Source organism: Nonomuraea gerenzanensis, from assembly GCF_020215645.1.
Classification (GTDB): Bacteria; Actinomycetota; Actinomycetes; order Streptosporangiales; family Streptosporangiaceae; genus Nonomuraea; species Nonomuraea gerenzanensis.
The window spans coordinates 3996050-4019276 of sequence record NZ_CP084058.1 but is presented as its reverse complement, the minus strand read 5'-3'; the positions used below and the strand labels follow the sequence as shown (position 1 = coordinate 4019276).

The 23227-nt window shown below is 72.1% G+C and carries 23 protein-coding genes; 15 read left to right on the top strand and 8 right to left on the bottom strand.

The genetic code is table 11. The annotated features are described in order from the left end of the window. The first annotated feature begins 13 nt into the window (after positions 1-13). Entirely contained in the window at positions 14-388 is a 375-nt protein-coding gene (locus LCN96_RS19235; RefSeq protein WP_225276013.1) for a PTS sugar transporter subunit IIA domain-containing protein, read from the top strand. 87 nt (positions 389-475) lie between these two features. Here LCN96_RS19235 and LCN96_RS19230 read toward each other — a convergent pair whose 3' ends face one another. The 4 genes from LCN96_RS19230 to LCN96_RS19215 all read right to left on the bottom strand — a co-directional run bounded on the left by LCN96_RS19230 (position 476) and on the right by LCN96_RS19215 (position 4047). Next, positions 476-2137: a thiamine pyrophosphate-binding protein gene (locus tag LCN96_RS19230; protein WP_225274223.1), complete on the bottom strand. Its 1662-nt coding sequence runs from the start codon at positions 2135-2137 to the stop codon at positions 476-478. Next, positions 2134-2907, bottom strand: coding sequence for a cyclase family protein (locus LCN96_RS19225; protein WP_225274222.1), 774 nt, complete (start codon positions 2905-2907; stop codon positions 2134-2136). The genes LCN96_RS19230 and LCN96_RS19225 overlap by 4 nt, the downstream gene beginning before the upstream one ends. A 60-nt stretch (positions 2908-2967) precedes the next feature. Further along, positions 2968-3519 (bottom strand): hypothetical protein, encoded by a 552-nt coding sequence (locus tag LCN96_RS19220; RefSeq protein WP_225274221.1) that lies wholly within the window; start codon positions 3517-3519, stop codon positions 2968-2970. A gap of 99 nt (positions 3520-3618) precedes the next feature. Then, complete coding sequence (locus LCN96_RS19215) at positions 3619-4047, bottom strand: CBS domain-containing protein (RefSeq protein WP_225274220.1); 429 nt, start codon at positions 4045-4047, stop codon at positions 3619-3621. 138 nt (positions 4048-4185) lie between these two features. Between LCN96_RS19215 and LCN96_RS19210 the strand changes: the two genes are divergently transcribed. The 11 genes from LCN96_RS19210 to LCN96_RS19160 all read left to right on the top strand — a co-directional run bounded on the left by LCN96_RS19210 (position 4186) and on the right by LCN96_RS19160 (position 15181). Beyond that, the gene (locus LCN96_RS19210; protein ID WP_225274219.1) at positions 4186-5577 is read left to right on the top strand and encodes an aminopeptidase P family protein; all 1392 of its coding nucleotides are present in this window, start codon (positions 4186-4188) and stop codon (positions 5575-5577) included. Between the two features lie 136 nt (positions 5578-5713). Further along, entirely contained in the window at positions 5714-6505 is a 792-nt protein-coding gene (locus LCN96_RS19205; RefSeq protein ID WP_225274218.1) for an MlaE family ABC transporter permease, read from the top strand. Then, positions 6505-7359 carry an ABC transporter permease gene (locus tag LCN96_RS19200; RefSeq protein WP_225274217.1) on the top strand — a complete coding sequence of 285 codons (855 nt, stop codon included), beginning with the start codon at positions 6505-6507 and terminating at the stop codon, positions 7357-7359. The genes LCN96_RS19205 and LCN96_RS19200 overlap by 1 nt, the downstream gene beginning before the upstream one ends. Before the next feature lie 4 nt (positions 7360-7363). Continuing rightward, on the top strand, positions 7364-8377 hold the full coding sequence (locus LCN96_RS19195) for an MlaD family protein (protein WP_225274216.1): 1014 nt from the start codon (positions 7364-7366) through the stop codon (positions 8375-8377). A gap of 27 nt (positions 8378-8404) precedes the next feature. Continuing rightward, the gene (locus tag LCN96_RS19190; RefSeq protein ID WP_225274215.1) at positions 8405-9448 is read left to right on the top strand and encodes an MCE family protein; all 1044 of its coding nucleotides are present in this window, start codon (positions 8405-8407) and stop codon (positions 9446-9448) included. Next, the gene (locus LCN96_RS19185; RefSeq protein WP_225274214.1) at positions 9448-10473 is read left to right on the top strand and encodes an MlaD family protein; all 1026 of its coding nucleotides are present in this window, start codon (positions 9448-9450) and stop codon (positions 10471-10473) included. The genes LCN96_RS19190 and LCN96_RS19185 overlap by 1 nt, the downstream gene beginning before the upstream one ends. After that, positions 10470-11495 (top strand): MCE family protein, encoded by a 1026-nt coding sequence (locus LCN96_RS19180; RefSeq protein ID WP_225274213.1) that lies wholly within the window; start codon positions 10470-10472, stop codon positions 11493-11495. Before LCN96_RS19185 ends, LCN96_RS19180 begins: the two co-directional genes overlap by 4 nt. After that, complete coding sequence (locus tag LCN96_RS19175; protein ID WP_225274212.1) at positions 11492-12490, top strand: MCE family protein; 999 nt, start codon at positions 11492-11494, stop codon at positions 12488-12490. The genes LCN96_RS19180 and LCN96_RS19175 overlap by 4 nt, the downstream gene beginning before the upstream one ends. Further along, positions 12487-13827, top strand: coding sequence for an MlaD family protein (locus LCN96_RS19170; protein ID WP_225274210.1), 1341 nt, complete (start codon positions 12487-12489; stop codon positions 13825-13827). The genes LCN96_RS19175 and LCN96_RS19170 overlap by 4 nt, the downstream gene beginning before the upstream one ends. Further along, positions 13824-14567: a hypothetical protein gene (locus tag LCN96_RS19165; protein WP_225274208.1), complete on the top strand. Its 744-nt coding sequence runs from the start codon at positions 13824-13826 to the stop codon at positions 14565-14567. Before LCN96_RS19170 ends, LCN96_RS19165 begins: the two co-directional genes overlap by 4 nt. Positions 14568-14584: 17 nt before the next feature. Continuing rightward, positions 14585-15181: a 4'-phosphopantetheinyl transferase family protein gene (locus tag LCN96_RS19160; RefSeq protein ID WP_225274206.1), complete on the top strand. Its 597-nt coding sequence runs from the start codon at positions 14585-14587 to the stop codon at positions 15179-15181. Positions 15182-15226: 45 nt separating this feature from the next. On the opposite strand, the gene LCN96_RS19155 is transcribed toward LCN96_RS19160, so the two are convergent. Beyond that, positions 15227-16159, bottom strand: a complete 933-nt coding sequence (locus tag LCN96_RS19155; protein ID WP_225274204.1) for a cation diffusion facilitator family transporter — start codon at positions 16157-16159, stop codon at positions 15227-15229. A gap of 276 nt (positions 16160-16435) precedes the next feature. Between LCN96_RS19155 and LCN96_RS19150 the strand changes: the two genes are divergently transcribed. From LCN96_RS19150 to LCN96_RS19140, 3 genes are all read left to right on the top strand, one after another. Beyond that, positions 16436-16894, top strand: a complete 459-nt coding sequence (locus LCN96_RS19150; protein ID WP_225274202.1) for a MarR family winged helix-turn-helix transcriptional regulator — start codon at positions 16436-16438, stop codon at positions 16892-16894. 59 nt (positions 16895-16953) lie between these two features. Further along, positions 16954-17604, top strand: a complete 651-nt coding sequence (locus LCN96_RS19145; RefSeq protein ID WP_225274200.1) for an LppX_LprAFG lipoprotein — start codon at positions 16954-16956, stop codon at positions 17602-17604. A gap of 85 nt (positions 17605-17689) precedes the next feature. Then, positions 17690-19441: an MFS transporter gene (locus LCN96_RS19140; protein WP_225274198.1), complete on the top strand. Its 1752-nt coding sequence runs from the start codon at positions 17690-17692 to the stop codon at positions 19439-19441. A 72-nt stretch (positions 19442-19513) separates the two neighbouring features. Here the strand turns inward: LCN96_RS19140 and aspS are convergent, their stop codons facing one another. The 3 genes from aspS to cmk form a co-directional block, all read right to left on the bottom strand. After that, entirely contained in the window at positions 19514-20776 is a 1263-nt protein-coding gene (gene aspS, locus LCN96_RS19135) for an aspartate--tRNA(Asn) ligase (RefSeq protein WP_225274196.1), read from the bottom strand. 275 nt (positions 20777-21051) lie between these two features. Continuing rightward, complete coding sequence (der, locus tag LCN96_RS19130; protein WP_225274194.1) at positions 21052-22446, bottom strand: ribosome biogenesis GTPase Der; 1395 nt, start codon at positions 22444-22446, stop codon at positions 21052-21054. Positions 22447-22485: 39 nt separating this feature from the next. Continuing rightward, positions 22486-23214 (bottom strand): (d)CMP kinase, encoded by a 729-nt coding sequence (gene cmk / locus LCN96_RS19125; protein ID WP_225274192.1) that lies wholly within the window; start codon positions 23212-23214, stop codon positions 22486-22488. Positions 23215-23227 lie beyond the last annotated feature (13 nt).

The following is a 23227-nucleotide window of genomic DNA, read 5'->3' as shown; positions in this document are numbered from 1 at the left end:
CGGGGGCGGCGTGATGGTGGGTCTGGTGCTGGTCTCGCACAGCGCGGGCCTGGCGGCCGAGGCGGCGGCGCTGGCGCGCGGGATCGCGGGCGAGGACGCGCCCGTGGCGGCGGCCGGGGGCACGGCGGACGGCGGGCTGGGCACGAGCCTGGACCTCATCGAGGCGGCCGTGCGCGACGTCGATCGCGGGGTCGGGGTGGTGATCATCCCGGATCTGGGCAGCTCGGTGCTGACCGCCCGGCTGCTGGAGGAGGACGGGCGGGTGGTGGTGGCCGACGTGCCGTTCGTGGAGGGGGCGATCGCGGCGGCGGTGGCGGCGGGCGCGGGCGCGCCGCTGGCCGACGTGCTGGAGGCGGCCGAGGAGGCCCGCGCCTTCCGCAAGCTCTGAACGCCCGGGCCGCGTGTCTTCTCAGCGCTGTGAACGCCCGGGCCACCCGGCGCCTCTCGCAGGCTCCGGACGCCCGGGCTCTCGCGCTCAGTGGCCCTTGAAGGCCTCCTCCAGCCACCACGAGCCGCGCTCCCCCGCCACCTTGGCGTGCACCAGCAGCGGCCGGTCGCGAGGGCCGTTCAGCCAGTCCGCCACGCCGGCCAGGTCCTCGCGGGCGGTGACGGTCACGGCGGCCAGGCCGTGGCCGCGGGCGATGGCGGCCAGGTCGGCGGGAGGGAAGGTGACGGTGCCGAGCGGGAGCCCGTGCGGGCCGAAGTGATGAACCTCCGCCCCGTACGCCTCGTCGTCGTACACCACGATCACCATCGGCAGCCCGAGCCTGACCACGGTCTCCAGCTCGGCCAGCCCCATCAACAAGCCGCCGTCGCCGAGCGCGGCCACGGGCAGGCGGTCGGGACGGGCCACGGCGGCGCCGATCGCCGTCGCCAGGCCCAGCCCGACGGACTGGAACGCCTGCGTGAAGCAGAACCCACCCTCGTCCGGGACATCCAGAAACATCGCCGGATATCCCATGAAATTTCCGGAGTCGGTGGAGACGATCCGCTCCGGAGGCAGCAGCTCGTCCAGGCCGATCGTGAGCGTCCTCGGGTCGATCCGCCCGCCGCCGCTCTCGTCCTCGTACGGCACGGCCTGCCAGCGCCCCTCGGCCCGGATGCGGCCGGCCAGCTCCGGCGTACGGTAACCGGGCGACCGCACGGCCTGGGCGGTCACCGCGCGGGCGACCTCGGCCACGTCGCCCACCACGCCCAGGTCGGCGGGGACGTGCGCCTTGAGCGCCGCGGCGTCGAGGTCCACCTTGACGACCGTGGCTCCCGGGGAGATGAGGGAGCCGTGGCGGGTGGTCCACATGTTCAGGGCGCAGCCCCAGGCGACGACCAGGTCGGCCCCGCGGATCAGCTCGGCGGTCAGGGGCGTGGCGAAACCGCCGGACACGTCCAGGTCCCACGGGCTGCCACGGAAGAGCCCCTTGGCCACGGCGGACGTCGCCAGCAGCGCGCCGGTCCGCTCGGCCAGCTCCTCCAGCTCGCGGCGCGCGTGCCTGGCGCCGCGCCCGGCGATGAACACCGGCCGCCGCGCCGCCTCCAACGCTCCGGCCAGCGCCGCCACCTCACCCGGCAGCTCTCGGCTGGACGCGTCAGCGGGCCCGGCGGGCTGCGCGGCAGGCAGGAGGCGGGCGACGAGCGCGTCCAGGTCGTCAGGCCCTTCGCAGGCGGCGGCCTGGACGTCGAGGGGCAGGTTCAGCAGCACCGTGCGCCGCTCCCGCACCGCCACCCGGTACGCCTCGACCGCCTGCGCCACCGCCGTCCCCGCCGAGGTCACCCGCAGCGCCACCGCACCGACCGCGGTGGCCAGGGCGGCCTGGTCGATGTGGAAGTTGGAGCGGGTCTCGGTGGCCTCGGCGGCCAGCACGATCAGCGGGGTACGGCTCTTGGCCGCCTCCGTGAGGCCGGTCATGGCGTTGGTGAGCCCCGGCCCCTGGTGCACGGACACCACGCCGATCCGCCCGCTCATCCTGGCGTAGGCGTCGGCCATGGTGGCGGCGCCGCCCTCGTGGCGGGCGGCGACGAAGCGCGCGCCGCTCGCCACGAGGGCGTCGGTGACGTGGAAGTTGCCGCTGCCGACCACCCCGAAGACGGTGTCCGCCCCGCACGCCGCCAGGGCGCGGCCGACGGCCTGCGCGACGATCAACGCTCGACCAGGGCCAGCACGCGAACGGGGCTGCCCGAGCCGCCCACGATGGGCAGCGGCGGGGCGACCACGACGGCGCCGGTGACCGGGAGGCGGTCGATGTTGCGCAGCTGGGTCAGGCCGTACTTGCCCGCGCCCAGCAGGAAGGAGTGGCAGGGGAAGGCCGGGTCGAAGGAGTGGGCGGCGCCCGCGTCGGTGCCGACGGTCTCGACGCCGAGGCCGAGGATGGGCGTCTCTGCGGCCAGCCACTGGGCGCACTCCACGGAGATGCCGGGCGTGTGCGGCCCGGTCTCGTCGGCGTTCAGGAAGGCGGCCTGGTCGCCGGAGCGGGTGTCCCAGCCGGTGCGGTAGAGCAGCCAGCCGCCGTCGGGCAGCGGGCCGTTGGCCCGCTCCCACTCCTTGACGTGCTCGATCCGCAGGAGGAAGTCGGGATCCTTGGACGCCTCCGCCGCGAAGTCGAGCACCACGGCCGGCGCGATCAGGCTGCGCGCGGGCACCTGGGAGACGTCCTGCCCGTCGCGGGCGGTGACCCAGTGCACAGGGGCGTCGAAATGGGTGCCGGTGTGCTCACCGGTGTGGATGTCGTTCCAGTACCAGGCCGGGCCGCGGTCGTCGTACCGGCTGATCTCCTCCAGCCGGAACGGGATCGTGTTGCCGAAAGGCTCGGGGAGCTGGAGGATCGGCGTCTGCGAGGAGAGAGGCGCGGTCAGATCGATCACCTCGATCGCCCCGCTGCGCACGCTGTCCACGAAGCTCTGCAACACCGACATGTCTTCCTCCTTGGTGGGCTGAGCGCATCCTCCTACGCTGGCCCTACCAGTGCAAACAGGTCAGGCCTTGGTCCACTCCACGCAGCCGCCCGTCTGGAACGCCTTGTCCGAGGCCGCGATCGTGACGGTGGCCGGGCCGTTCGGCATGCCGGTGGCGATCACGCCGCCGGTCGGGGTGCGCAGCCTGGCCCAGTAGCACAGGGGGAAGCCGGACATGGGGCCGGTCGTGCGGTAGGTGCCGGGCTGGATGTCGGTGCCGACGACGAGCGTGCGCAGCAGCGAGGACAGCTCGACGGCCGGAGCCGTGGCCCCCGCGCCCGGCGTCGTCGCCCCCTGAGCGGGCGGGGTCTGACCAGGCGGGGTCTGACCAGGCGGGGTCTGGCCAGGCGGGGTCTGGCCCGGCGGGGTCTGCGCCGGGGGCTGGCTCTGGGCCGGGGGCTGGGTGCCCTCGGGCGGGGCGGTCGGGGCCGGGACGCTCTCCTGCGGCGGGGTCTCGTCGATCGTCACCGTGACCCTCGGCTCGGGCTCCTCCTCCGACGTCGTCCCCGCCCCGAACCCGACGAGCACGCCCAGCAGGAAGCCCAGCAGCGCGGCCAGCCCCGAGACGAGCACGATGATCGGCGGACTGTTCGTCGCCCGCGGGTACTCGGGGTACCGAGGGTAGTCAGCTGGCGGAGGCCCGTACATCACGGACCAAGCGTGCCATCCCTGTCAACGGTGGAGATAGTCGACGAGCGACGCCTTCTCCGTCTCCAGCTCCTCGATCGCGCTCTTGACCACGTCGCCGATGCTGACGATGCCGACGAGCCTGCCGTCCTCCACCACCGGCATGTGCCGGAAGCGCTGCGTGGTCATCGTGCGGCGCAGCGAGTCGACGTTCTCGCCCGGACCGACCGTGGTGACCTCGGTCGTCATGATCGAGGAGACCGGGGAGTCGAGGATCGCGGCGCCGCGATCGTGCAGGCGCCGCACGACGTCGCGCTCCGAGACGATCCCCTCGATGCTCTCACCGTCGGTCGAGACGACGACGGCTCCAATGTTGTGCTCCGCCAGCTTGGCCAGCAGCTCCCGCACGGTGGCCTCAGGCGCCACGGTCGTCACGCCACTGCCCTTGCCGCGAAGGATCGTCCCGATGAGCATGTGCACCACCTCTGCCCTCAGTCTTCCAAGCCTGCATCCAGGCAAACAAGCCCGTGGGGATGGAGTCAATGGTTCACGTAGGCTGCTTGGCGTACGAAATATCGTACAGAGACCGAAATATCACCCAAGGACTGCCAGATGACCGAGCCGCTCAACACCGGAAGCCACGATCTGCCCGTCACCGAGGAGCTGGCCGCGTTCATGCGCACCGGCTGGGGGCGGCGCGGTGACGCCGGGGTGAGCGCGCGGCCGATCGCCCCCTGGGCGGCCAAGCGGCGGGCCGCGCTGGCGCAGCGTTTCCCCGGTGAGCGGCTGGTGATCCCGGCGGGCACGCTGAAGGTCCGCAGCAACGACTGCGACTACCGGTTCAGGCCGCACAGCGCGTACGCGTACCTGACGGGGGCGAACGAGTCGGACGACGTGCTGGTGATCGAGCCGTCGGGCCAGGGCGTCCTGTACGTCAGGCCGCGCGCCCCGCGCGAGGAGGGCCAGGAGTTCTACCGGGACCGCCGCTACGGCGAGTTCTGGGCCGGCCCGCGCCCCGACCTGGCGGAGGCGGCCGAGCTGTACCAGATCGAGTGCGCCCACATCCGGGAGCTGGACCTGTCGGGCCCGGCCAGGGTGCTGCGCGGCGTGGACGCCTCCGTGGACGCCCGCGTCCAGAAGGGCGACGGCGACGCGGAGCTGGAGTCGTTCCTGTCGGAGATGCGGCTGGTCAAGGACGAGTGGGAGCTGGGCGAGCTGCAGGGCGCCGTGGACGCGACCGCGCGCGGCTTCGAGGACGTCGTGCGCGCGCTGCCCCAGGCGCTCGGGCACCCGCGGGGCGAGCGGTACCTGGAGGGCGTGTTCGGGCTGCGCTCGCGGCTGGAGGGCAACGCGGTCGGCTACGACAGCATCGTGGCCGCCGGCTCGCACGCCTGCGTGCTGCACTGGATCCGCAACGACGGCGCCCTGGACGCCGGCGACCTGCTGCTGATGGACGCGGGCGTCGAGGCCGACACGCTCTACACGGCCGACGTCACCCGCACCTTCCCGATGTCCGGCCGGTTCAGCGCGGTGCAGCGGCAGGCGTACGAGCTGGTCTACGAGGCGCAGTCGGCGGCGATCGCCACCCTGCGCCCCGGCGCCCGCTTCCGCGACTTCCACCTCGCGGCCATGCGCGTCATCTGCGACGGGCTGCGCGACTGGGGCCTGTTCAAGCAGTCCACCGACGAGCTGATGGAGACCGGCCTGTACCGGCGCTACACGCTGTGCAGCAGCGGCCACATGCTCGGCCTGGACGTGCACGACTGCGCCAAGTCCCGCTCCGAGGTCTACCTCGACGGCGTCCTGGAGGAGGGCCACGTGCTGACCGTCGAGCCGGGCCTGTACCTCCAGCCGGACGACCTGACGCTGCCGGAGGAGCTGCGCGGGATCGGCATCCGCATCGAGGACGACCTGGTCGTCACCGCCGACGGCGCCACCCTGATGTCGTCGGCGCTCCCCCGCCACCCGGACGAGATCGAGTCCTGGATGGGTGCGCTGCTGTAACGGAACGGCCACTATTCGTACCCGGCTGACAAGGCACGAACCCGCCCTCATACCTTTCGCGCAAATTCCCGCCAAGCCATGGCCTACTGGACAGCCCGTCAGTAGGGTTGGCGATCCGTAGGCGGCGGAGGTGGTGATGGCCTGGTCCGGGTACGTCGGGCGCCGGGCCGGCTCGGCGCTCGGCCAGGTCGGTGACCTGTTCGTCATCGTGCTGGAGGGCCTGCGCCGGAGCTGGGACGTCAGGCGCTGGTGGTGGGAGTTCGTCGACCAGTGCTGGTTCCTGGCCCGCGTCACCAGCGTGCCCGTGCTGCTGGTCGCCCTGCCCCTCGGCGCCACCGTGGCCCTCCAGGTGGGCGAGCTGGCCAGGCAGCTCGGCGCCGGCTCCGCCACCGGCAGCGCGGTCTTCGTCGGCCTGATCCGCGAGGTGGCGCCGCTGGCCAGCGCGCTGCTCATCGCGGGGGCCGGCGGCAGCGCGATGACCTCCGACATCGGCGCCCGGCACATCCGCGACGAGCTGAGCGCGATGGAGGTCATGTCGGTCAACCCGATCCATCGCCTGGTCACGCCGCGCATGTGGGCGGCCAGCACGATCGCGGTCTGCCTGTGCCCGCTGGTCATCGTGGCGGGCGCGACGGGGGGCTACTTCTTCAACGTCGTGGTGCAGGGCGTCACGCCGGGTGCGTACTTCGACGGGGCGCTGTCGCTCGTCGTGGCCTCCGACCTGTACGTGACCCTGTTCAAGGCGTGGATCTTCGGGTTCATCGCGGCGGGCGTGGCCTGCTGGAAGGGTATGACGTGCGCGACCAGCCCCGTCGGGGTGGGGCGGGCGGTCAACCAGGCGACCGTGGTGACGTTCATGCTGGTGTTCACGTTCAACTACGTGATCTCGGCCGTGTACTTCCTGGCCTACCCGCCGAGGTCGCTCTGATGGTCACCCGGACCGCGGGCCTGCGGATCGCCCTCAAGGGGCGGGACGCCGCCGAGCGGTTCGCGTCGCTGGCCGACTGGCCGCTGTTCGTGTGGCGGGTGCTGTTCTACTCCGTGCGCGACATCGTGCTCAGGCTCAAGTACGTCAAGGTCGTCCTGCGGCAGGTCAGCGACGTCGTCGTGGGCGTGGGGGCGACCGTCATCGGCGGCGGCATGATCTTCGTGGTGTTCACGATGGCGTTCGTCGTGGGCGCGACCGTGGGCCTGCAGGGCTACCAGGGCTTGCAGGCCATCGGCGCGGAGTCGTTCATGGGGCTGGTCGGCAGCTTCGCCAACGTCCGCGAGATCACCCCGATCATCGCGGCCACGGCGCTGGCGGCGCAGGTCGGCTCGTCGTTCACGGCGGAGCTGGGCGCCATGCGCATCTCGGACGAGATCGACGCGCTGGAGGTGATGGGCATCAACGCCTTCACCTACCTGATCTGCACCCGGGTCGTGGCGGCGCTGCTGGCGCTGGTGCCGATCTACCTCATCGCGCTGTTCGCGAGCTTCTTCGCCACGCGGCTGATGTGCACCGTGCTGTTCGGGCTGGCGCCCGGGGTCTACGACTACTACTTCTACCTGTACCTGCCGGTCAGCGACATCGTGTTCAGCGTCGCCAAGGTCGCGGTGTTCGCCTTCGCCGTCATCGTCATCCACTGCTTCCACGGCTTCCACGCCACGGGCGGGCCGGTGGGCGTGGGGGTGGCGGCGGGCCGGGCCATCCGCCAGTCGATCGTCACGATCGTGCTGCTCAACCTGCTGCTGTCGTACCTGTTCTGGGGCGGCGGTGGCAACATACCGCTGACGGGGTGAGCCGGTGGCCCGAGCTGAACTTCCTCTCGCCGCCCGGCTGGGCATCGCGCTGGCCGTGCTGGCCGTCTTCGCCGCCGCCGCCCTGTACGCCGTGCGCACCGCCACCCTCGTCCCCGGCATCCGCCTGGACGCGGTGTTCGGCCGGGCCGGCCAGGGCCTCGACACCGGCTCCCCCGTCAAGATCCGCGGCATCACGGTCGGCGAGGTGACCAGCCTGTCGCTGGACGTCAAGGGCCGGGCCGTCGTCACCATGCACGTGACCACCCAGGTGCCCGCGACCACGGTGGCGTCCGTGGAGCCCGCCTCGGTCTTCGGCCCCAAGTACGTCGCCCTGGAACCGGGCTCCGGCGAGACCACCGGCCCCTACCTGGCCTCCGGCGCCGTCATCACCGACACCCGCGACCCGCTCGACCTGTCCGACACGCTCGGCGACGCCTACGAGGGCCTGGAGGCGGTCGATCCGCGCGAGGTCACGGTCATCGTGCACACGCTGGCCAAGGGCCTGGAGGGCCAGGGCACGGACCTGCGCGAGCTGATCGGCGACGCCGGCACCGTCGTGGGCGTGGCCCACGAGCACCGGCACCGGGCCAGGCAGTTCCTGCACGACACGGCGCTGCTCGGCACCGCGCTGTCGGACAGGGGCGACGAGCTGATCGCCATCTCCTCCGACGTCAACGTCATCACCCCCGACCTGCTGGAGCGGGCCGACAAGGTGCGCGTGCTGCTGCAGGAGATCACCTCGGTCTCCGGCCAGGTCACCCACGGCCTGGCCGAGCACCGGCGCGACCTCCGGGCCGGCGTGCACTCGGGCGAGCGGGTGGCCGCGCTCATCTACGCCCAGCTGGGCCTGGCCGGCGACGGCGTGCGCGGGCTGGACACGCTGGTGGACCTGCTCAACGAGCTGATCGAGGCGCCGGGCCCGGGCAACAGCCGCCAGCTCCAGGTGGAGGCGTTCGTGGCCACCGACATCTGCGAGCTGATCGTCGGCGCCTGCGGCCCGACCGACGGGAGGCGCTGAGGCATGGAAGACGGGAGGCGCTGAGGCATGGAACGCGTGCGCCGCCGGTGGACGTTCGTGCGGTTCGTACTGTTCGTCGGCCTGACCCTGTCGCTGATCGCCTTCATCGCCGTGCAGATCGCGCGGGTGAGCACCGGCGGCGGCTACCGGCTGGTCGCCGTGTTCGACGACGTGTCGGGGCTGGTCGAGGGCGACCAGGTGAAGATCGCCGGAGCGCCCGTCGGCCAGGTGGACACGATCACGGTCGTGAACGGGCGGGCGGAGGTGACCATGGAGGTGCAGGAGTCGGTCAAGGTGCCCGCCGACACCGAGGCGGCCGTCCGGTGGCGCAACGCCGTCGGCCAGCGCGTGATCTACCTGCTGCCCGGCACCGCGCCCGGCATGCTGCCGCCCGGCTCGCGCATCACCAGCACCTCCTCCGTCGTGGACATCGGCGAGCTGATCAGCGACCTCGGCCCGCTCACCCGCAGCCTGGACCCCGACCAGATCAACCAGCTCCTGACGGCCGCGGCCACGTCGCTCAAGGGCAACGAGCACAACATCCCGCGCCTGCTCGACAACGTCAACGCGATCACCACCACGGTCAACGAGCGCGGGCGGACCATCGAGCGGCTGCTGGCGGACTACGCCACCGTCACCGGCGTGGTCGCCAAGCGCGACAAGCAGATCGAGCGGCTCGTGGACAACCTCGTCACTCTGTCGGAGGCGTTCGCCGACAACCGGCGGCTGGTGGACGACGCGCTGGTGGAGCTGTCGGCCACCTTCCACACCTCCAACGAGGTGATCGGCAAGAACGCCGACGAGCTCGGCCGGCTGGTGGACAACCTGTCGGGGCTGACGGGCGGCATCAGGCGGCACGTGGGCGAGATCGACAAGGTGGTCAGCACGTTCCCGCCGCTGCTCACGCGGGCGTACTCGTCGGTCAACCGGGGCCACTACTTCATCACCGCCGTCCCCTGCCTGGCGCTGAGCGCCGCGCCCTGCCCGTACGGGATGCAGACGCCGCCGCCGCTGCGCAACACCAGGATCCAGAGCGAGAACGACCTCAGGAAGCTGCTGGTGGGCCGGTGATGGCACTCAAGTCGTTCCGTGACCGCAACAAGTACGCCGTCGGCCTGGTGTCGATGGCCACGCTCGCCGCGATCCTCGTGACCACGTTCCTGGTCGGCAACCTGGGGCTGCTGGAGGGCGGCTACACCGTGTCCGGGGTGTTCGTGGACTCCGGCGGGCTGCGCGCCGGCAACGACGTACGCGTCGCCGGGGTGCGGGTGGGCAAGGTGACCGAGGTGCGGGCCGACTACGGCCAGGGGCACGTGGTCGTCACCTGGAAGGTGGACGACGGCGTGCGGCTCGGCCGCTCCACAAGGGCCGACATCGCCCTGTCCAACCTGCTCGGCGGCCGGTACGTCAAGCTCACCGGCGCGGTCGCGCCCCCGTACCTGGACCAGCTCCCCGAGGCCCAGCGGCGCATCCCGGTGCAGCGGACCGGCGTGCCCACCCTGGTCAACGACGCCGTCAAGGACGCCACCAAGCTGGTCGAGCGGCTCGACACCGAGGCCGTGGACGAGCTGCTCACCGAGCTGGGCAAGATCGACACCTTCAAGCACGGCCGCGTCACCCGGCTCCTGGACAACATCGGCGACCTGTCGGAGACCATCAGCGCGAGCGAGCCGCAACTGCAGCGGCTGCTCGACAACGGCACCCGGATCATCGAGGTGCTGGAGCGCAAGGACGCCCAGCTCGGGCGGCTGATCGACGCCGTCGAGATCATGCTGAACGAGCTGCGCAGGCGCCGCGACGAGCTGCGCACGATCCTCGGCGACGGCAGCGACCTGGTACAGAGCACCACCCGGCTGATCACCGAGCACGAGCGGACGCTGGTCAAGGTGCTGGACGACAACGCGGCCATCACGACACGGCTCAGCGGCAGCACCGAGCAGCTCAACTCGCTGCTGGCCTGGGCGGGGCCGACGTTCTCCGGGCTGGCCACGATGGGCGGGCAAGGGCCGTGGCTGGAGGCCATCGCCACGGGGCTGGGGCCGATCAACCCCGAGGTGCTGGCCGCCATCGCCGACGACAGGGAGGACGGGCGATGAGGCGGCTGGCCGCGGTGTTGCTCGCCTGGGTGCTGCTGGCGTCCGGGTGCTCGGTGGGCGGGGCGGGGCCGTACGCGCTGGTCGCGATCTTCAGTCAGGCGCCCTCCCTGTACGAGGAGGCGCGGGTGAAGGTGATGGGGCTCGACGCCGGCTACGTGCACCGGATCCGGATCGCCGGCGACAAGGTACGGGTGGAGCTGCGGATCGACCGGCACGTGCCGCTGCCGTCCGACGTCAGGGCCGTGGTCGCGCCGCAGAACACGCTCGGCGAGCGCAACGTCGTGCTGCACCCCCCGTGGCGGCCCGGCGACCAGCGCATCCAGCCGGGGGCGACGATCCCGCTGGAGCGCACCGAGCTGCCGGTCGAGATCGACGAGGCGCTCGACGCGTTCACCAAGCTGACCGACGCGCTCGACGACGAGAAGCTGGGCGACGTGGCGGGCGACCTGGCCGACGGGGTGCGGGGGCGCGGCGAGACGATCAACGACGCGATCGCCGACACCGCCGACCTCACCGGCGTCCTGGCCAAGCAGGACCAGCAGCTCGTGGACCTGGCCAGGAGCCTGAACGAGCTGGCCACCAGCCTGAACGAGCGCGAGAGCCAGGTGACCGGCACCATCGACGCCTTCTCCGAGGCCAGCGCGATCCTGGCGGAGGAGCGGCGGCGGCTGCGCGGGTTCGTCACGGCGATGGCCGGGTTCGTGCGGAACGGCGACGTGATCATCGAGCAGTACACGAAGCGGCTGCCCCAGGCCGCCACGACGCTGGCCGAGCTGGTGCTGACCGTCCGGGCCAACAGCGCCTCCACCGCGCGGGCGGTCAAGGGCGCGGCCGACTTCGCCGACGTGCTGATCGACTCCTGGGACCGCAAGCAGCACGTGCTGAAGATCCGCGTCGTGCTGAACGCCATGACCAGGGCCTGGCTGACCCCGCTGTTCGACGCGCTGAACCTGGGCCCGGTGCCGTGCCTGCCCGCCGGGCTGAGCAACTGCCCCTTCGAGCAACGGGGAGGCTCGCGATGATCAGACGGCTGGCCGCCGGGCTGGCGGCGCTGGCCCTGACCGCCGGCTGCTCGCTGCAGACGCTCGGCGCGACCACCGGCGACCTCACCCTGCACGCGGTCTTCGACGACGTGCAGAGCCTGGTGGCCGGGCACAGCGTGCAGATCGCCGACGTGCGGGTGGGCACGGTCACCGGCATCCGGCTGGAGGGTTACCGGGCCAGGGTGACCATGTCGGTCCAGTCCGCCCACCGGGTGCCGGAGGGCAGCACGGCCACCGTGGCCAAGACGTCCGTGCTGGGCGAGAACTACGTCCGCCTCGCCCCGCCCGCCGGCAAGGACCTGGCCACGGGCCCGTACATCAAGGACGGCGCCACCATCGCGCAGACCTCGGTCGAGCCGGACATCGAGCAGGTCACCGCCAAGGCGGGGCCGCTCATCGAGGCGCTCGGCGCCCAGGACGTCAACGCCATCCTCGACGCCGCCTCCACCGCCTTCGCCGGACAGGGCGATGAGGTGAACCGGCTGATCAAGCAGACGGCGCAGGTCACCGACGCCTACGCCGCCGCCCGCCGCGACCTCGGCACCTCCATCGACGCCCTGGCCAGGCTCGGCGACGACCTGGCCGAGGGCAGCGCCGAGCTGGACCGGCTGCCGGGCACGCTCGCCGCCGCCACCGGGCGCCTCGCGCACGGCCGCAGGCACGTCAAGAAGACGATCGTCGCGCTCACCAGGCTGGCCGAGCAGGCCAACCTCACCGTCTACCCGCGCCACGCCCAGCGGCTGCGCACGCTGCTGCGCGAGCTGGAGACCGTCTCGACGGCCATGCAGCGGGGCAAGGAGGATCTCAAGGCGCTGGTGGCCGAGCTGCAGTCGTTCATCGACACGCCGCCGATCACCGTGAACGGGCAGGTGCTGATCTACGTGTGGCTGAAGGGGCTGCTGCCGAGCGTGCGCGGGACACCCGTGACCGAGCGCGGCGGGGACTTCAGCCTGCTGCTGGAGCCGCCGCGATGAGAAGCCGCATCTACGTCAACCTCGGGTTCTTCGTGCTGCTGGGGATCGTCATGACGGTCTGGGCGTTCAGCACGATCATCCGGCTGGACGCGATCGAGCGGCCGTACCGGGTGTCGGCCGAGTTCGTCTCCTCGCCCGGGCTGATCCGCGGGTTCGACGTGGCGTACCTGGGCGTCCGGGTCGGCAAGATCGGGGAGGTGCGGCTGGCGCCCGGCAAGATCGTCGTGGGGCTGGACATCGACAGGGAGATCCGGCTGCCGAAGGGCGTCACCGCCGAGGTGCGGCGCCGCTCGGCCATCGGCGAGCCGTACGTGGCGCTCTCGCCGCCGCCCACCGGCGTCACCGGGCCCGCGCTCGCGCCCGGCGACACGATCCCGCTGGCCAGCACGACGGTGCCGCTGGACTACAAGAAGCTGTTCGAAGGGGTCGGCAAGCTGCTGAACGCGGTGCCGCCCGAGGACGCCGACACCATCGTGCACGAGCTGGCCGTCGCACTGGACGGGCGGGCGCCCGCGATCAGGCGCATCGTCGACGACGCCCACACCCTGACCGGCACCCTGGCCGACAACGCCGCCGTCCTGGACGACCTGTCGGTGCAGCTCACCCGGCTCACTCACACGCTGGCCGGGAAGCGGGGGCAGCTGGCCTCCGGGATCTCCGACCTGAGCACGGTGACGGCGGTGCTGCGGGCCTCCCGTACGGACCTGAACGCCTTCCTCGACCAGGGGCCGGGCGTCTTCGCCCAGCTCGACACGGCCGTGCGCACGTCCAGGCCGGGCTTCTCCTGCCTGCTGACGGCGGCCGGCCTGCCGCACCAGCCCGTCTTCTCCCCCCAGACCGAGCGCGACGTGCACCACCTGCTGAGCATCGTGCCGACCGCGCTCTCCCTGGCCGGCGACATCACCGACCGGCGCGGCGGCACCGTGTACGGCAAGGCGTCCTTCATCTTCAGCGTGCCGGGCGGGCCGACCCCCGCCGAGGAGTACGCCAGTGCCCTGGGGCCTCCCCCCGTGCCCGGGACGCGCGCCTGCCCCGCCCGCCGGCCCGTCCCCGACCCGGGGCCCGAGCCTGGCTCCTCCGCGAACACCGCTCTGCCCGCCGACGCCGCCGGGGCCACGGAGTCGCCGGGCGAGGAGCCTTCCCCGTCTCCGGCTCCGTCGCTGGAGAGCACCGCCGAATCGTCCAGGAGCGCGGCCGCCACGCGGGCCGCGTCAGGAAGCCCGATGAACGTCGCCCCGCTGGTTGCCGCGATCTTCCTCGCCGTGGTGGTGAGTGGTGGCATCGTGGGCTGGATCGCGGTGGGCCGGGCCGCCCGCCGCCGTGAGGAGTCACCTTGACCGACGAGCCCGGAACCGGCACCCCCGTCGCCGACCCCCCGCCCGCCCCCGCCCCCGCCCCTGCCGACGCTGACGCTGACGCTGACGCGCAGGCCACCCCCGACACAGAGGCCGAACCCGACGCGCAGGCCGCACCCGACACGGACGCCGCACCCGACGGCGGGGCGCCCTCCAGGAGCCGCCGCTTCACGCGGGCCAAGGTGGTGGGCGCGCTGGCCGCGATGCTGGTGACCGCGATCACCGCCACCGCGGTCCTGCAGTGGATCTCCGCCGCCCAGGCCGAGGACGCCCGGGCGAGCCTGGAGTCCGAGCGCGCCCTGCGCCTGGAGGTGTCCGGCGCCGCGAGCGCGTTCAGCCGCGCCCTGCTCAGCTACGACTACCAGAACCTCCAGAGCACCCGCTCCACCCTCGCCGCCCAGGCCACGGGCGACTTCCTGACCACCTACGACGCCGCGTTCGGCGGCGCCATGGCCCAGGTCATCGTCAAGCTCAAGGCCACCTCGCAGGCCACCGTGCGCAAGGTCTACCTGGCCGACGTGGACGACGCCACCGCCCACGCCATCGTCGTCGTGGACCAGCAGGTGAACACTTCGGAGGCGATCCGCTCGGTCAAGGACTCGCACCTTAAGATCAGCCTTGTCAAGGAGAAGGGGACCTGGAAGATTCATGACGTGACCGTGCTCGGCGCGGCGTCGGAGGACCAGTACAACCTCGACGGCGACGACAAGAAGAAGGACTGACGATCGGCCCCTTAGCGATGGGCGGGCGCCCCGACGAGGTGCGCGCCCCCGACGAATGGCTCACCGAGGTGGAGCAGGAGCGGGCCGCCCGCTTCAAGTTCGACCACGACCGCACCGTTTTCATCGCCGCCCACCTCCTCGTCCGGCTCTGCGCCGCCGAGGTGCTCGGCGCCGATCCGGCTGAGCTGACCCTGCTCCAGTACTGCGACCTGCACGGCTTCGGCCACGGCAGGCCGTACCTGGAACAGGCCCCTGACCTGGGGGTCAGCTTCAGCCACACGCGCGGATACGTGTGCGCGGGGGCGGGCCCCGGCAAGGTCGGCGTGGACGCCGAGCGCGTCCGCCCCGGCCCGCTCGACACGGTGCTGGCCGACCGCGTGCTCACCCCGCGCGAGCGGGCGATGGTCACCGGCAACGACGAGCTGATCAGGCACTGGACCCGCAAGGAGGCACTCATCAAGCGCGGCGAGCTGACGCTCGACAAGGTCGGCGAGAGCGGCGAGGACCTGACGGGCCGGCATCTGCTGGAGTGGAGCGCCGGGCCGGACATCAGGGTGGCGGTCGTCACCGACAGCCCCGCCGGCCGCGTGCCCATCCCGGGCCAGCACCTGTGACCGATCCGGATCCGGCCCCATGACCAGCGCAGGCCCGGTCAGGCGTCAGAAGCGGCGGCGGGTCGGGGTCGGGTCGAGGAAGACCTGCCTGACCCCGGGGAAACGCTCCCGCAGCCGCCGGTCCACCTCCTCGCAGGCGATCTCCACCCCCGCGGCGCTGGCCTCGTCCCTGAAGTCGATCTTCGCGGCGACCAGCACCGCACCGGGGCCGATCATCATGGTCAGCAGCTCGACGACGTCCTCCACCTCGGGCTGGGCCATCAGCACGGCCCGGATGCCGAGCTGCACGCCCTGCGGCGCCGCCTGCCCGATGAGCAGCGACAGGTTCGACTGGATCAGGATGAGCGCCACCACCAGCAGGAGCAGGCCGATCGCGACGGACGCGGCACCGTCCCAGAGCGCCGAGCCGCTCAGCTGCGAGCCGAGCAGCCCCGCGCCGGCGATGACCAGCCCGACGAGCGCGGCGGCGTCCTCGAACAGCACGGCCTTCAGCGCGGTGTCGGACGTCAGCCGCACCAGCCGCACAGGGCTCACCTCGTAGCGGCGCGCCTCCTTCCGCAACTGCCGGTACGCCTTCGTGAACGAGATGGCCTCGATGACGAACGAGACGGCCAGCACGACATAGGACGGCGTGAGATCGGCCAGCTCCTCACCATGGCTGATCTCGTGCAACCCGTGCGTGATCGAGAACCCGGCCCCGCCCACCAGCGTCGCCACCGCCGCCATCATGGCCCAGACGAAGCCGGCCTTGCCGTACCCGAACGGGTGCCGCCGGTCGGCGGGCTTGCCCGACCGGCGCACCGACACCAGCAGCAGGAGCTCGGTGACGGTGTCGGCGGCCGAGTGCGCCGACTCCGACAACATCGCCGCCGAGCCGCCGATCAGCCCGGCGACGAGCTTGGCCAGCGCGATGGCGAGGTTCGCGGCACCGGCTACGAGCACGGTGCCCAGGCTCTCCCCCGATGTGCCCTCCCCCATGGCGTTCAACTCTACGTGCGCTAGATTGGGGATCTTGGCTGATTCCCTGCCTGTCGGGAGGGATTCCTGCTTCGCCGCCGATCGCCCGCCGAGGAGGTACCTCCTCTTGAGTCCCACCTCAGCGCCACAGACGTTGCGCCGTTCCACCGGCGAGGAGCTCCTGCGGCTGCTGCGGAGCCGCAGGGGAGCGATACTTGGAGGAGTTCGATCCTGCGGCGCCGAACCGCGTTCCCTTCCCAGGCCGAAGGACGAGGCCCGCACACTTAAGGGGTTCCGATGAGCACGCCTCGCTGGCTTTCACCCGCCGAACAGCGTGCCTGGCGTACGCACCTGGCGCTGCACAAGCTGCTCATGCACCGGCTCGACCGCGAGCTGCAGGAGCACTCACTCTCGCTGAACGACTACGAGATCCTCGTCAACCTCTCCGAGAGCCCGGGCCGGCGCATGCGGATGAGCGACCTGGCCGACGCGACGATCCAGTCGCGCAGCCGGTTGTCCCACCAGATCTCCCGCATGGAGGCCAAGGGCCTGGTCGTCAGGGAGGACTGCCGTGACGACCGCCGGGGCACGTTCGCGGTGCTGACCGACGAGGGGTGGGAGACGATCCAGCGGGTGGCGCCGTTCCACGTGGCGAGCGTCCGGGAGCACTTCGTCGACCGGCTCACCGACGATCAGCTGGAGGCCATCGAGGAGGCGTACGCGCCGCTGGTGGAGCAGCTGAAGAAGCTGCGCTGACACCCAACCGATATCCGCGACGGCGCACGGTCTCCGCCACCGGTCGATACGATCCGGGCATGCTCAGAAGACTCCTCGTCGTGGCCGCGCTCGCGTTAGCGGCGGCGTGCTCATCGGGCGGCGGCGGGGCCGAGCTGCCCGCCGGGCCCGAGCTGATGAACAAGGCCTCCGAGGCGATGAAGGCCGTCAAGTCGGCCGGTTTCGCGATCGCGACCGAGGGCGAGCCGCAGGTGCCGATCAAGAAGGCCGACGGCCGGCTGACGGCGCAGGGCGACGCCGACGGCACGCTCACCCTCGACATCCTGGGCACCCTGCAGGAGGTCTCCTTCGCCCTGGTCGGCGACACGGTGCACTTCAAGGGGCCGACGGGCGGCTTCCAGAAGATGACGCGGGCGCAGCTCGCGCAGATCTACGACCCGTCGGTGATCCTGCAGCCCACCAAGGGCATCTCCCAGCTGCTCGCCTCGGCCACCGGCCCCAAGGTGGAGGGCGTCGAGGACGGCTCCTACCGGGTCGCCACCACCTTCCCCGCCGCCGTCGTCTCCCCGATCGTGCCGGGCGTCACGCAGGACGTGAACGGCAAGGTCTGGCTCGACCAGGCCAGCAGCCGGCTCACCAAGGCCAGCCTGCCGTTGCAGGGCGGCACGGTCACGGTGACGTTCAGCGACTACGACGCGCCCGTCACGATCACGCCGCCCGCCACCAAGTGAGGCCCGCCGGCTTGTCTGACATGCCGTGCGCGACCGGCCGCCGCCACCCGCCGTCCTGGATGTCCTGCGACGTGAGGGCGGTGCGATGAGGCGCGCCCGGCGGGTGGTGCTCGGTACCGGCGGCGCGGTGGTGCTGCTGGCGGCGCTGGACGCGTACGTGGTGGTGACGGTCCTGATCGACATCGCCGAGGACGTCGGCATCCCGCTCAACCACCTGGAGCGGGCCACCCCGATCGTCACGGGCTTCCTGCTCGGGTACGTCGCCGCGATGCCGCTGCTCGGCCAGCTCTCCGACCGGTACGGCCGGCGGCCCCTCATCCACGCCTGCCTGGCGGCCTTCGCCCTCGGCTCGGTGCTGACGGCGCTGGCGGCCGGGGAGGTGATGGTGGTGGCCGGGCGTACCGTGCAGGGGGTGGCCGGAGGCGCGCTGCTGCCGATCACGATGGCGCTCATCGGGGATCTGTGGGAGGAGCGCGAGCGGCCGGTCGCCCTGGGGGCTGTGGGGGCGGCGCAGGAGCTGGGCAGTGCGCTGGGGCCGTTGTACGGAGGGTTGCTGGCGGGGGTGCCCGGTGCGGTGGTGGCGGGGGTGGAGCTTGGTGGGTGGCATGCCATCTTCTGGGTCAACGTCCCGCTCGCCGCCCTGGCCGCCGTCGCCATCCACCTCACGATCCCACCCCATCGCCCGAACGCGGTCCGGGCGGGCGGACCGGAAGCGACGCCCGGTGAGGTGTCCGCACCCGGCGAGATGAGGGTCGGTGCCGTGACGCCCGGCCCGTCGGCCCCCGGCAAGGCTGCGGCCGGCCAGGTGACAGCCGCCGGCGAGGTGGGGAGCGGCGAGACAGCGGCCACAGGCGTGACGGCGCCCAGCGAGGTAGCGAGCGCCAAGACGGCGGCTGCTGGCGTGACGGCGCCCGGCGAGGTAGCGAGTGCCGAGACGACGGCCGCCGACGGGGTGGCGGCGAAGCGGGTGGACGTGGTGGGCGGGGTGTTGCTCGCCCTGGCCCTGGCGCTCCTAGTCGTGGGCCTGTACAACCCCGACCCCGCCACCGCCGTCCTCCCACCCTGGGGCCCGCCCGTGATAGTGGCCGGCGTGCTGGTGGCCGTGGCCTTCGTCTGGTGGGAGATCCGCTCCCCCGTACGCCTGCTCGACCTCGCCACCACCCGCAAGCGACCGCTCCTGGCCACCCTCGCCGTCAGCTTCCTGGCCGGCGCCGCGCTGCTGGTCACCATGGTGTTCGTGCAGATCACCGCCCAGACCCTGCTCGGCAAGGAGGCGCTGGACGCGTCGCTGGTGCTGGCCAGGTTCCTGGCGGCGCTGGCGGTGGCGGCCCTGCTGGGCGGGCTGCTGGCGCGCAGGCTGGGTGAGCGGGTCGTGGCGGTGGCGGGCATGGCGCTGGCGGCCGGGGGTTACTGGCTGATGAGCCACTGGCCGCTCGACCTGGCCGGGGCGGGGCCGGCGATGGATCGTGACCTGGTGCTCGCCGGGCTGGGGCTGGGGCTGGTGATCGCGCCGGTGTCGTCGGCGGTGCTGCGCGCGAGTACGGCGGCGCAGCACGGGGTGGCGTCGGCGGCGGTCGTGGTGGCCAGGATGATGGGCATGCTGATCGGCATCGCGGCGGTGTCGGCGTGGGGGTTCTACCGGTTCCAGTCGCTGACGGCCCACCTGGACACGCCGCTCCCGTTCGGCGTGGATCGGGAGACGTACCAGCGGCGACTGGCCGACTACACCGCCAAGGTGCAGGCGGCCCTGCACACCGAGTACACCGAGATGTTCCTGGTGACGGCGTTCATCTGCCTGCTGGGCGCGGCGGTCGCCGTCCTGATGCCACGCCGCTGAAGGCCGCACCGTGGAAAGCCGCTGAGGCGTGCCCGCCCCACCCCTCGACAGGGACGGGACGGGCACGCGCGTTCACGGTGAGAGCCGGTGCAGGTCGCGCGGAAACGCGGTGGTCTGCCGGACGTTGGCCGCCCCGGTCAGCCGCGCCGTCCACCGCTCCAGCCCGAGCGCGAACCCACCGTGCGGCGGCATCCCGTACCGGAAGGCCTGCAGATACCCTTCGTACGCCGCAGTCCCCTCCCCCCGTGAGCCCAGCGCCCGCACGTAGTCCTCGTACCGGTGCAGCCGCTGCCCCCCGGTCACCAGCTCCATCCCCCGGAAGAGCAGGTCGAACCCGTTGGAGTACGCGGGCCGCGCCGGGTCCGGATGGGTGTAGAACGGCCGCTTCGACATCGGGAACCCGGTGACGAACAGGAACTGCGACCCGTGCTCCCGCTCCGCCCACTCCGACAGCCACCGCTCCTGGGCGGGCGCCAGGTCGGACTCGTCGCTGGAGGTCAGCCGCTGCGCCTCGGTGAAGTGGATGGCGGGGATCTCGGCGGGCACCGCGGGCGGGACGACGCCGAGCAGGCCGAGCGCGGCGCCGGCGCGGCCGCGTACGGACTCCAGCATGCCCGCCACGGCCTCCCGCAGCACCACCATCACGTCCCGGTGGTCGCGGACGAAGCCCAGCTCGGCGTCCAGGCTGGTGTACTGGGCCAGATGCCGCACGGTGTCGTGCGGCTCGGCGCGGAAGACCGGGCCCACCTCGTAGACCCGCTCGAACACCCCGGCCATCGCCTGCTTGTAGAACTGCGGCGACTGGGCGAGGTAGGCGGGCCGGCCGAAGTAGTCGATGCCGAAGACGTTCGCGCCCGACTCGGTGGCCGACTCGACGATCTTGGGTGTGTGGATCTCGGTGAAGCCGAGCCGGTCGAGCGTCTCGCGGAACCCGGCCACGCTCGCGGCCGAGATCTCCAGCCCGGCGCGCAGCAGCGGGTGCCGCAGCGCGACCGGCGCGTGGTCGAGCACGGCCGGCAGGGCCGCCCCGACCACGGGCCGGTAGAGGTCGAACGGCGGCGGTTCGCACGGCTGCGCGAGCACCTCGACCTCGGGCGAGACCAGCTCGTAGCCGCCGGGTGCCTGCTCGCTGGCGGCCACCGTGCCGGTGACCCGGACGACGCTCTCCTCGGGCGGCAGGTCACCGCCCGAGATGGCCTGCGCCAGCCCGGTACGGTCCCTGACGACGAGGAAGGACACGGATTTGAGTCGCCGGCGGCGATGGACCCAGCCGGCGATCGTCACTCGTTGGCCGGCGTGCTCGGACAGCTCCGCCGACATGACACGAGAGATCATTACAGCTCCTCGATGAAGGAAGTGCATGACCCCTTGGGAGTGCGGGGGAGAAGGGAGCTCCCGGTGCCACCGCACTTTCGCCGCCCCACGACGGAGGCGGCCTCGGCGACCCGATGACGGGGGTCAGACCGGCGGGGCATTTCCTCCCCGCACTCGGGAGTGTCTTCACCAGCGGGGCACGGCACCGCCTTCGCAGCTACCGGCGGCTCTCTCGGCCCGTGCGGACCCGCTGGCTACTCGTCTCCGTCAACGCGTTGCGCTGAATCGTACCCCAGTCACTTGTCCTTCTTCGCGCGCTTTTCCCTGATCTTCATCGTCACCTCGATCGGGGATCCGGCGAAGCCGAACTCCTCGCGGATGCGGCGCTCGATGAAGCGGCGGTAGGTGTCTTCCAGCCACCCGGAGGTGAACAGCACGAACTTGGGCGGCTCGACGGACGCCTGCGTGGCGAACAGGATCTTCGGCTGCTTGCCGCCGCGCACCGGCGGCGGCGTCTGCTGCACCAGCTCGGTGAGGAACGCGTTGAGCCGGGCCGTCGGCACCCGGGTGGACCAGGAGTCGAGCGCCTTCTCCAGGGCCGGGACGAGCCGGTCGACGTGCCGGCCGGTCTTGGCGGAGATGTTGACCCGCAGCGCCCACGGGGTGCGGACGAGCTGCCGGTCGATCTCCTTCTCCAGGTAGTAGCGCCGGTCCTCGTCGACCAGGTCCCACTTGTTGAAGGCCACCACCATGGCCCGCCCCGACTCGATGACCAGGCCGATGATGCGCAGGTCCTGCTCGGTGAGCGGCTCGCTGGCGTCGATCAGCACGATCGCCACCTCGGTGCGCTCCAGCGCCGCGCGGGTGCGCATGGCGGCGTAGAAGTCGGCGCCCTGCAGCTCGCGGTCGCGCCGCCGGATGCCGGCGGTGTCGATGAAGCGCCAGGTGCGCCCGCCCAGCTCGATCAGCTCGTCCACGGGGTCGCGGGTGGTGCCCGCCATCGGGTCGACCAGCACCCGCTCCTCCCCCGCCAGCTTGTTGAGCAGGGAGGACTTGCCGACGTTGGGCTTGCCGAGCAGCGCGACGCGGGCGGGCCCGCGCTCGGCGCCGAAGGTCACCTCGGGCGTCTCGGGCAGCGCCTCGAGCACCACGTCGAGCAGGTCGCCGCTGGAGCGGCCGTGCAGCGCCGAGACAGGGTACGGCTCGCCGAGGCCGAGCGCCCACAGCGCGGCGGCCTCCAGCTCCAGCTGCTGGTTGTCGACCTTGTTGGCGGCCAGGATGACCGGCTTGCCGGACTGCCGCAGCACCGAGCCCACGATCTCGTCGGCGTCGGTGGCGCCCACGGTGGCGTCCACGACGAACACGATCACGTCGGCCAGCTCCACGGCGACCTGGGCCTGCTCGGCGATGCGCAGGTTCATGCCGGTGGCGTCAGGGTCCCAGCCGCCGGTGTCGACCACGGTGAAGCGGCGGCCGCGCCAGTTGGCGTCGTAGGTGACGCGGTCGCGGGTGACGCCCGGCACGTCCTCGACGACCGCCTCACGACGGCCGATGATGCGGTTGACCAGCGTGGACTTGCCGACGTTCGGCCGCCCGACGATGGCCACGACCGGCAGCGGCACGCCGTGGTGCTCCTGCTCGTCGATCTCCAGCTCGTCGAGGTCGGCCTCGACCCAATCCCCCGTTGACACGATGTCTCGTCCTTACAGTGAGTACCGCACCTGAACGGTTCAGGTGCGCTCGCGGATATGGTCGCGGCCGCTTCGGGACTCGTCGGCTCGTCCCTCGCGCTCTCCTCCCGAGCTCCTCCGCTCCGCGACCAGTCTCAGCACCTCCGCCACAACCTCATCCAAGGTCAGCGCGGTGGTGTCGAGCTCGATGGCGCCAACCGCCATCGAGAGCGGGTCCGTCTTACGTGTTGAGTCCAGGGTGTCACGCCTGGCCATGGCCTCCTGCTGCGCCTCCACCGTGGAGCCGGCGACCTCGGCGCTGCGCCTGCGGGCGCGGGCCTCCGCGCTCGCCGTCAGGTAGATCTTGACCGGCGCCTCGGGCCAGACGGCCGAGCCGATGTCGCGGCCCTCGACCACGATGTCACCGGTGCCGATGATCTCGCGCTGCAACGCGACGAGCCGCGCGCGCACCTCGGGCACGGCGGCGACGGCCGAGACCGCGCCGGTGACCTCGGCCTGCCTGATCGGCCCCGCGACGTCCACGCCGTCGACGTGGATCGCGGGCGCGTCGGGGTCGGTGCCGGAGACGATGGCGGGCTCGCCGCAGCGGGCCGCGACCGTGGCGTGGTCGGCCGGGTCGATGCCCTGCTGGAGCACCCACCAGGTCATCGCGCGGTACATCGCCCCGGTGTCGAGGTAACGCAGGCCCAGCGCGCGGGCGGCACCGCGCGACACGCTCGACTTACCCGACCCAGAAGGTCCGTCCATGGCGACGACCAGACCGGTCACGGCCTCTCCCTCT

Excerpts from the sequence above, each read along its gene's own strand:
- LCN96_RS19190 (WP_225274215.1), top strand. The coding sequence starts at position 8,405 with ATGGAACGCGTGCGCCGCCGGTGGACGTTCGTGCGGTTCGTACTGTTC.
- LCN96_RS19160 (WP_225274206.1), top strand. The coding sequence starts at position 14,585 with ATGGGCGGGCGCCCCGACGAGGTGCGCGCCCCCGACGAATGGCTCACC.
- LCN96_RS19215 (WP_225274220.1), bottom strand. The coding sequence starts at position 4,047 with ATGCTCATCGGGACGATCCTTCGCGGCAAGGGCAGTGGCGTGACGACC.
- LCN96_RS19140 (WP_225274198.1), top strand. The coding sequence starts at position 17,690 with ATGAGGCGCGCCCGGCGGGTGGTGCTCGGTACCGGCGGCGCGGTGGTG.
- LCN96_RS19185 (WP_225274214.1), top strand. The coding sequence starts at position 9,448 with ATGGCACTCAAGTCGTTCCGTGACCGCAACAAGTACGCCGTCGGCCTG.
- LCN96_RS19175 (WP_225274212.1), top strand. The coding sequence starts at position 11,492 with ATGATCAGACGGCTGGCCGCCGGGCTGGCGGCGCTGGCCCTGACCGCC.
- aspS (WP_225274196.1), bottom strand. The coding sequence starts at position 20,776 with ATGATCTCTCGTGTCATGTCGGCGGAGCTGTCCGAGCACGCCGGCCAA.
- LCN96_RS19155 (WP_225274204.1), bottom strand. The coding sequence starts at position 16,159 with ATGGGGGAGGGCACATCGGGGGAGAGCCTGGGCACCGTGCTCGTAGCC.
- LCN96_RS19200 (WP_225274217.1), top strand. The coding sequence starts at position 6,505 with ATGGTCACCCGGACCGCGGGCCTGCGGATCGCCCTCAAGGGGCGGGAC.
- LCN96_RS19225 (WP_225274222.1), bottom strand. The coding sequence starts at position 2,907 with ATGTCGGTGTTGCAGAGCTTCGTGGACAGCGTGCGCAGCGGGGCGATC.
- LCN96_RS19235 (WP_225276013.1), top strand. The coding sequence starts at position 14 with ATGGTGGGTCTGGTGCTGGTCTCGCACAGCGCGGGCCTGGCGGCCGAG.
- LCN96_RS19170 (WP_225274210.1), top strand. The coding sequence starts at position 12,487 with ATGAGAAGCCGCATCTACGTCAACCTCGGGTTCTTCGTGCTGCTGGGG.
- LCN96_RS19180 (WP_225274213.1), top strand. The coding sequence starts at position 10,470 with ATGAGGCGGCTGGCCGCGGTGTTGCTCGCCTGGGTGCTGCTGGCGTCC.
- LCN96_RS19150 (WP_225274202.1), top strand. The coding sequence starts at position 16,436 with ATGAGCACGCCTCGCTGGCTTTCACCCGCCGAACAGCGTGCCTGGCGT.
- LCN96_RS19205 (WP_225274218.1), top strand. The coding sequence starts at position 5,714 with ATGGCCTGGTCCGGGTACGTCGGGCGCCGGGCCGGCTCGGCGCTCGGC.
- LCN96_RS19145 (WP_225274200.1), top strand. The coding sequence starts at position 16,954 with ATGCTCAGAAGACTCCTCGTCGTGGCCGCGCTCGCGTTAGCGGCGGCG.
- LCN96_RS19210 (WP_225274219.1), top strand. The coding sequence starts at position 4,186 with ATGACCGAGCCGCTCAACACCGGAAGCCACGATCTGCCCGTCACCGAG.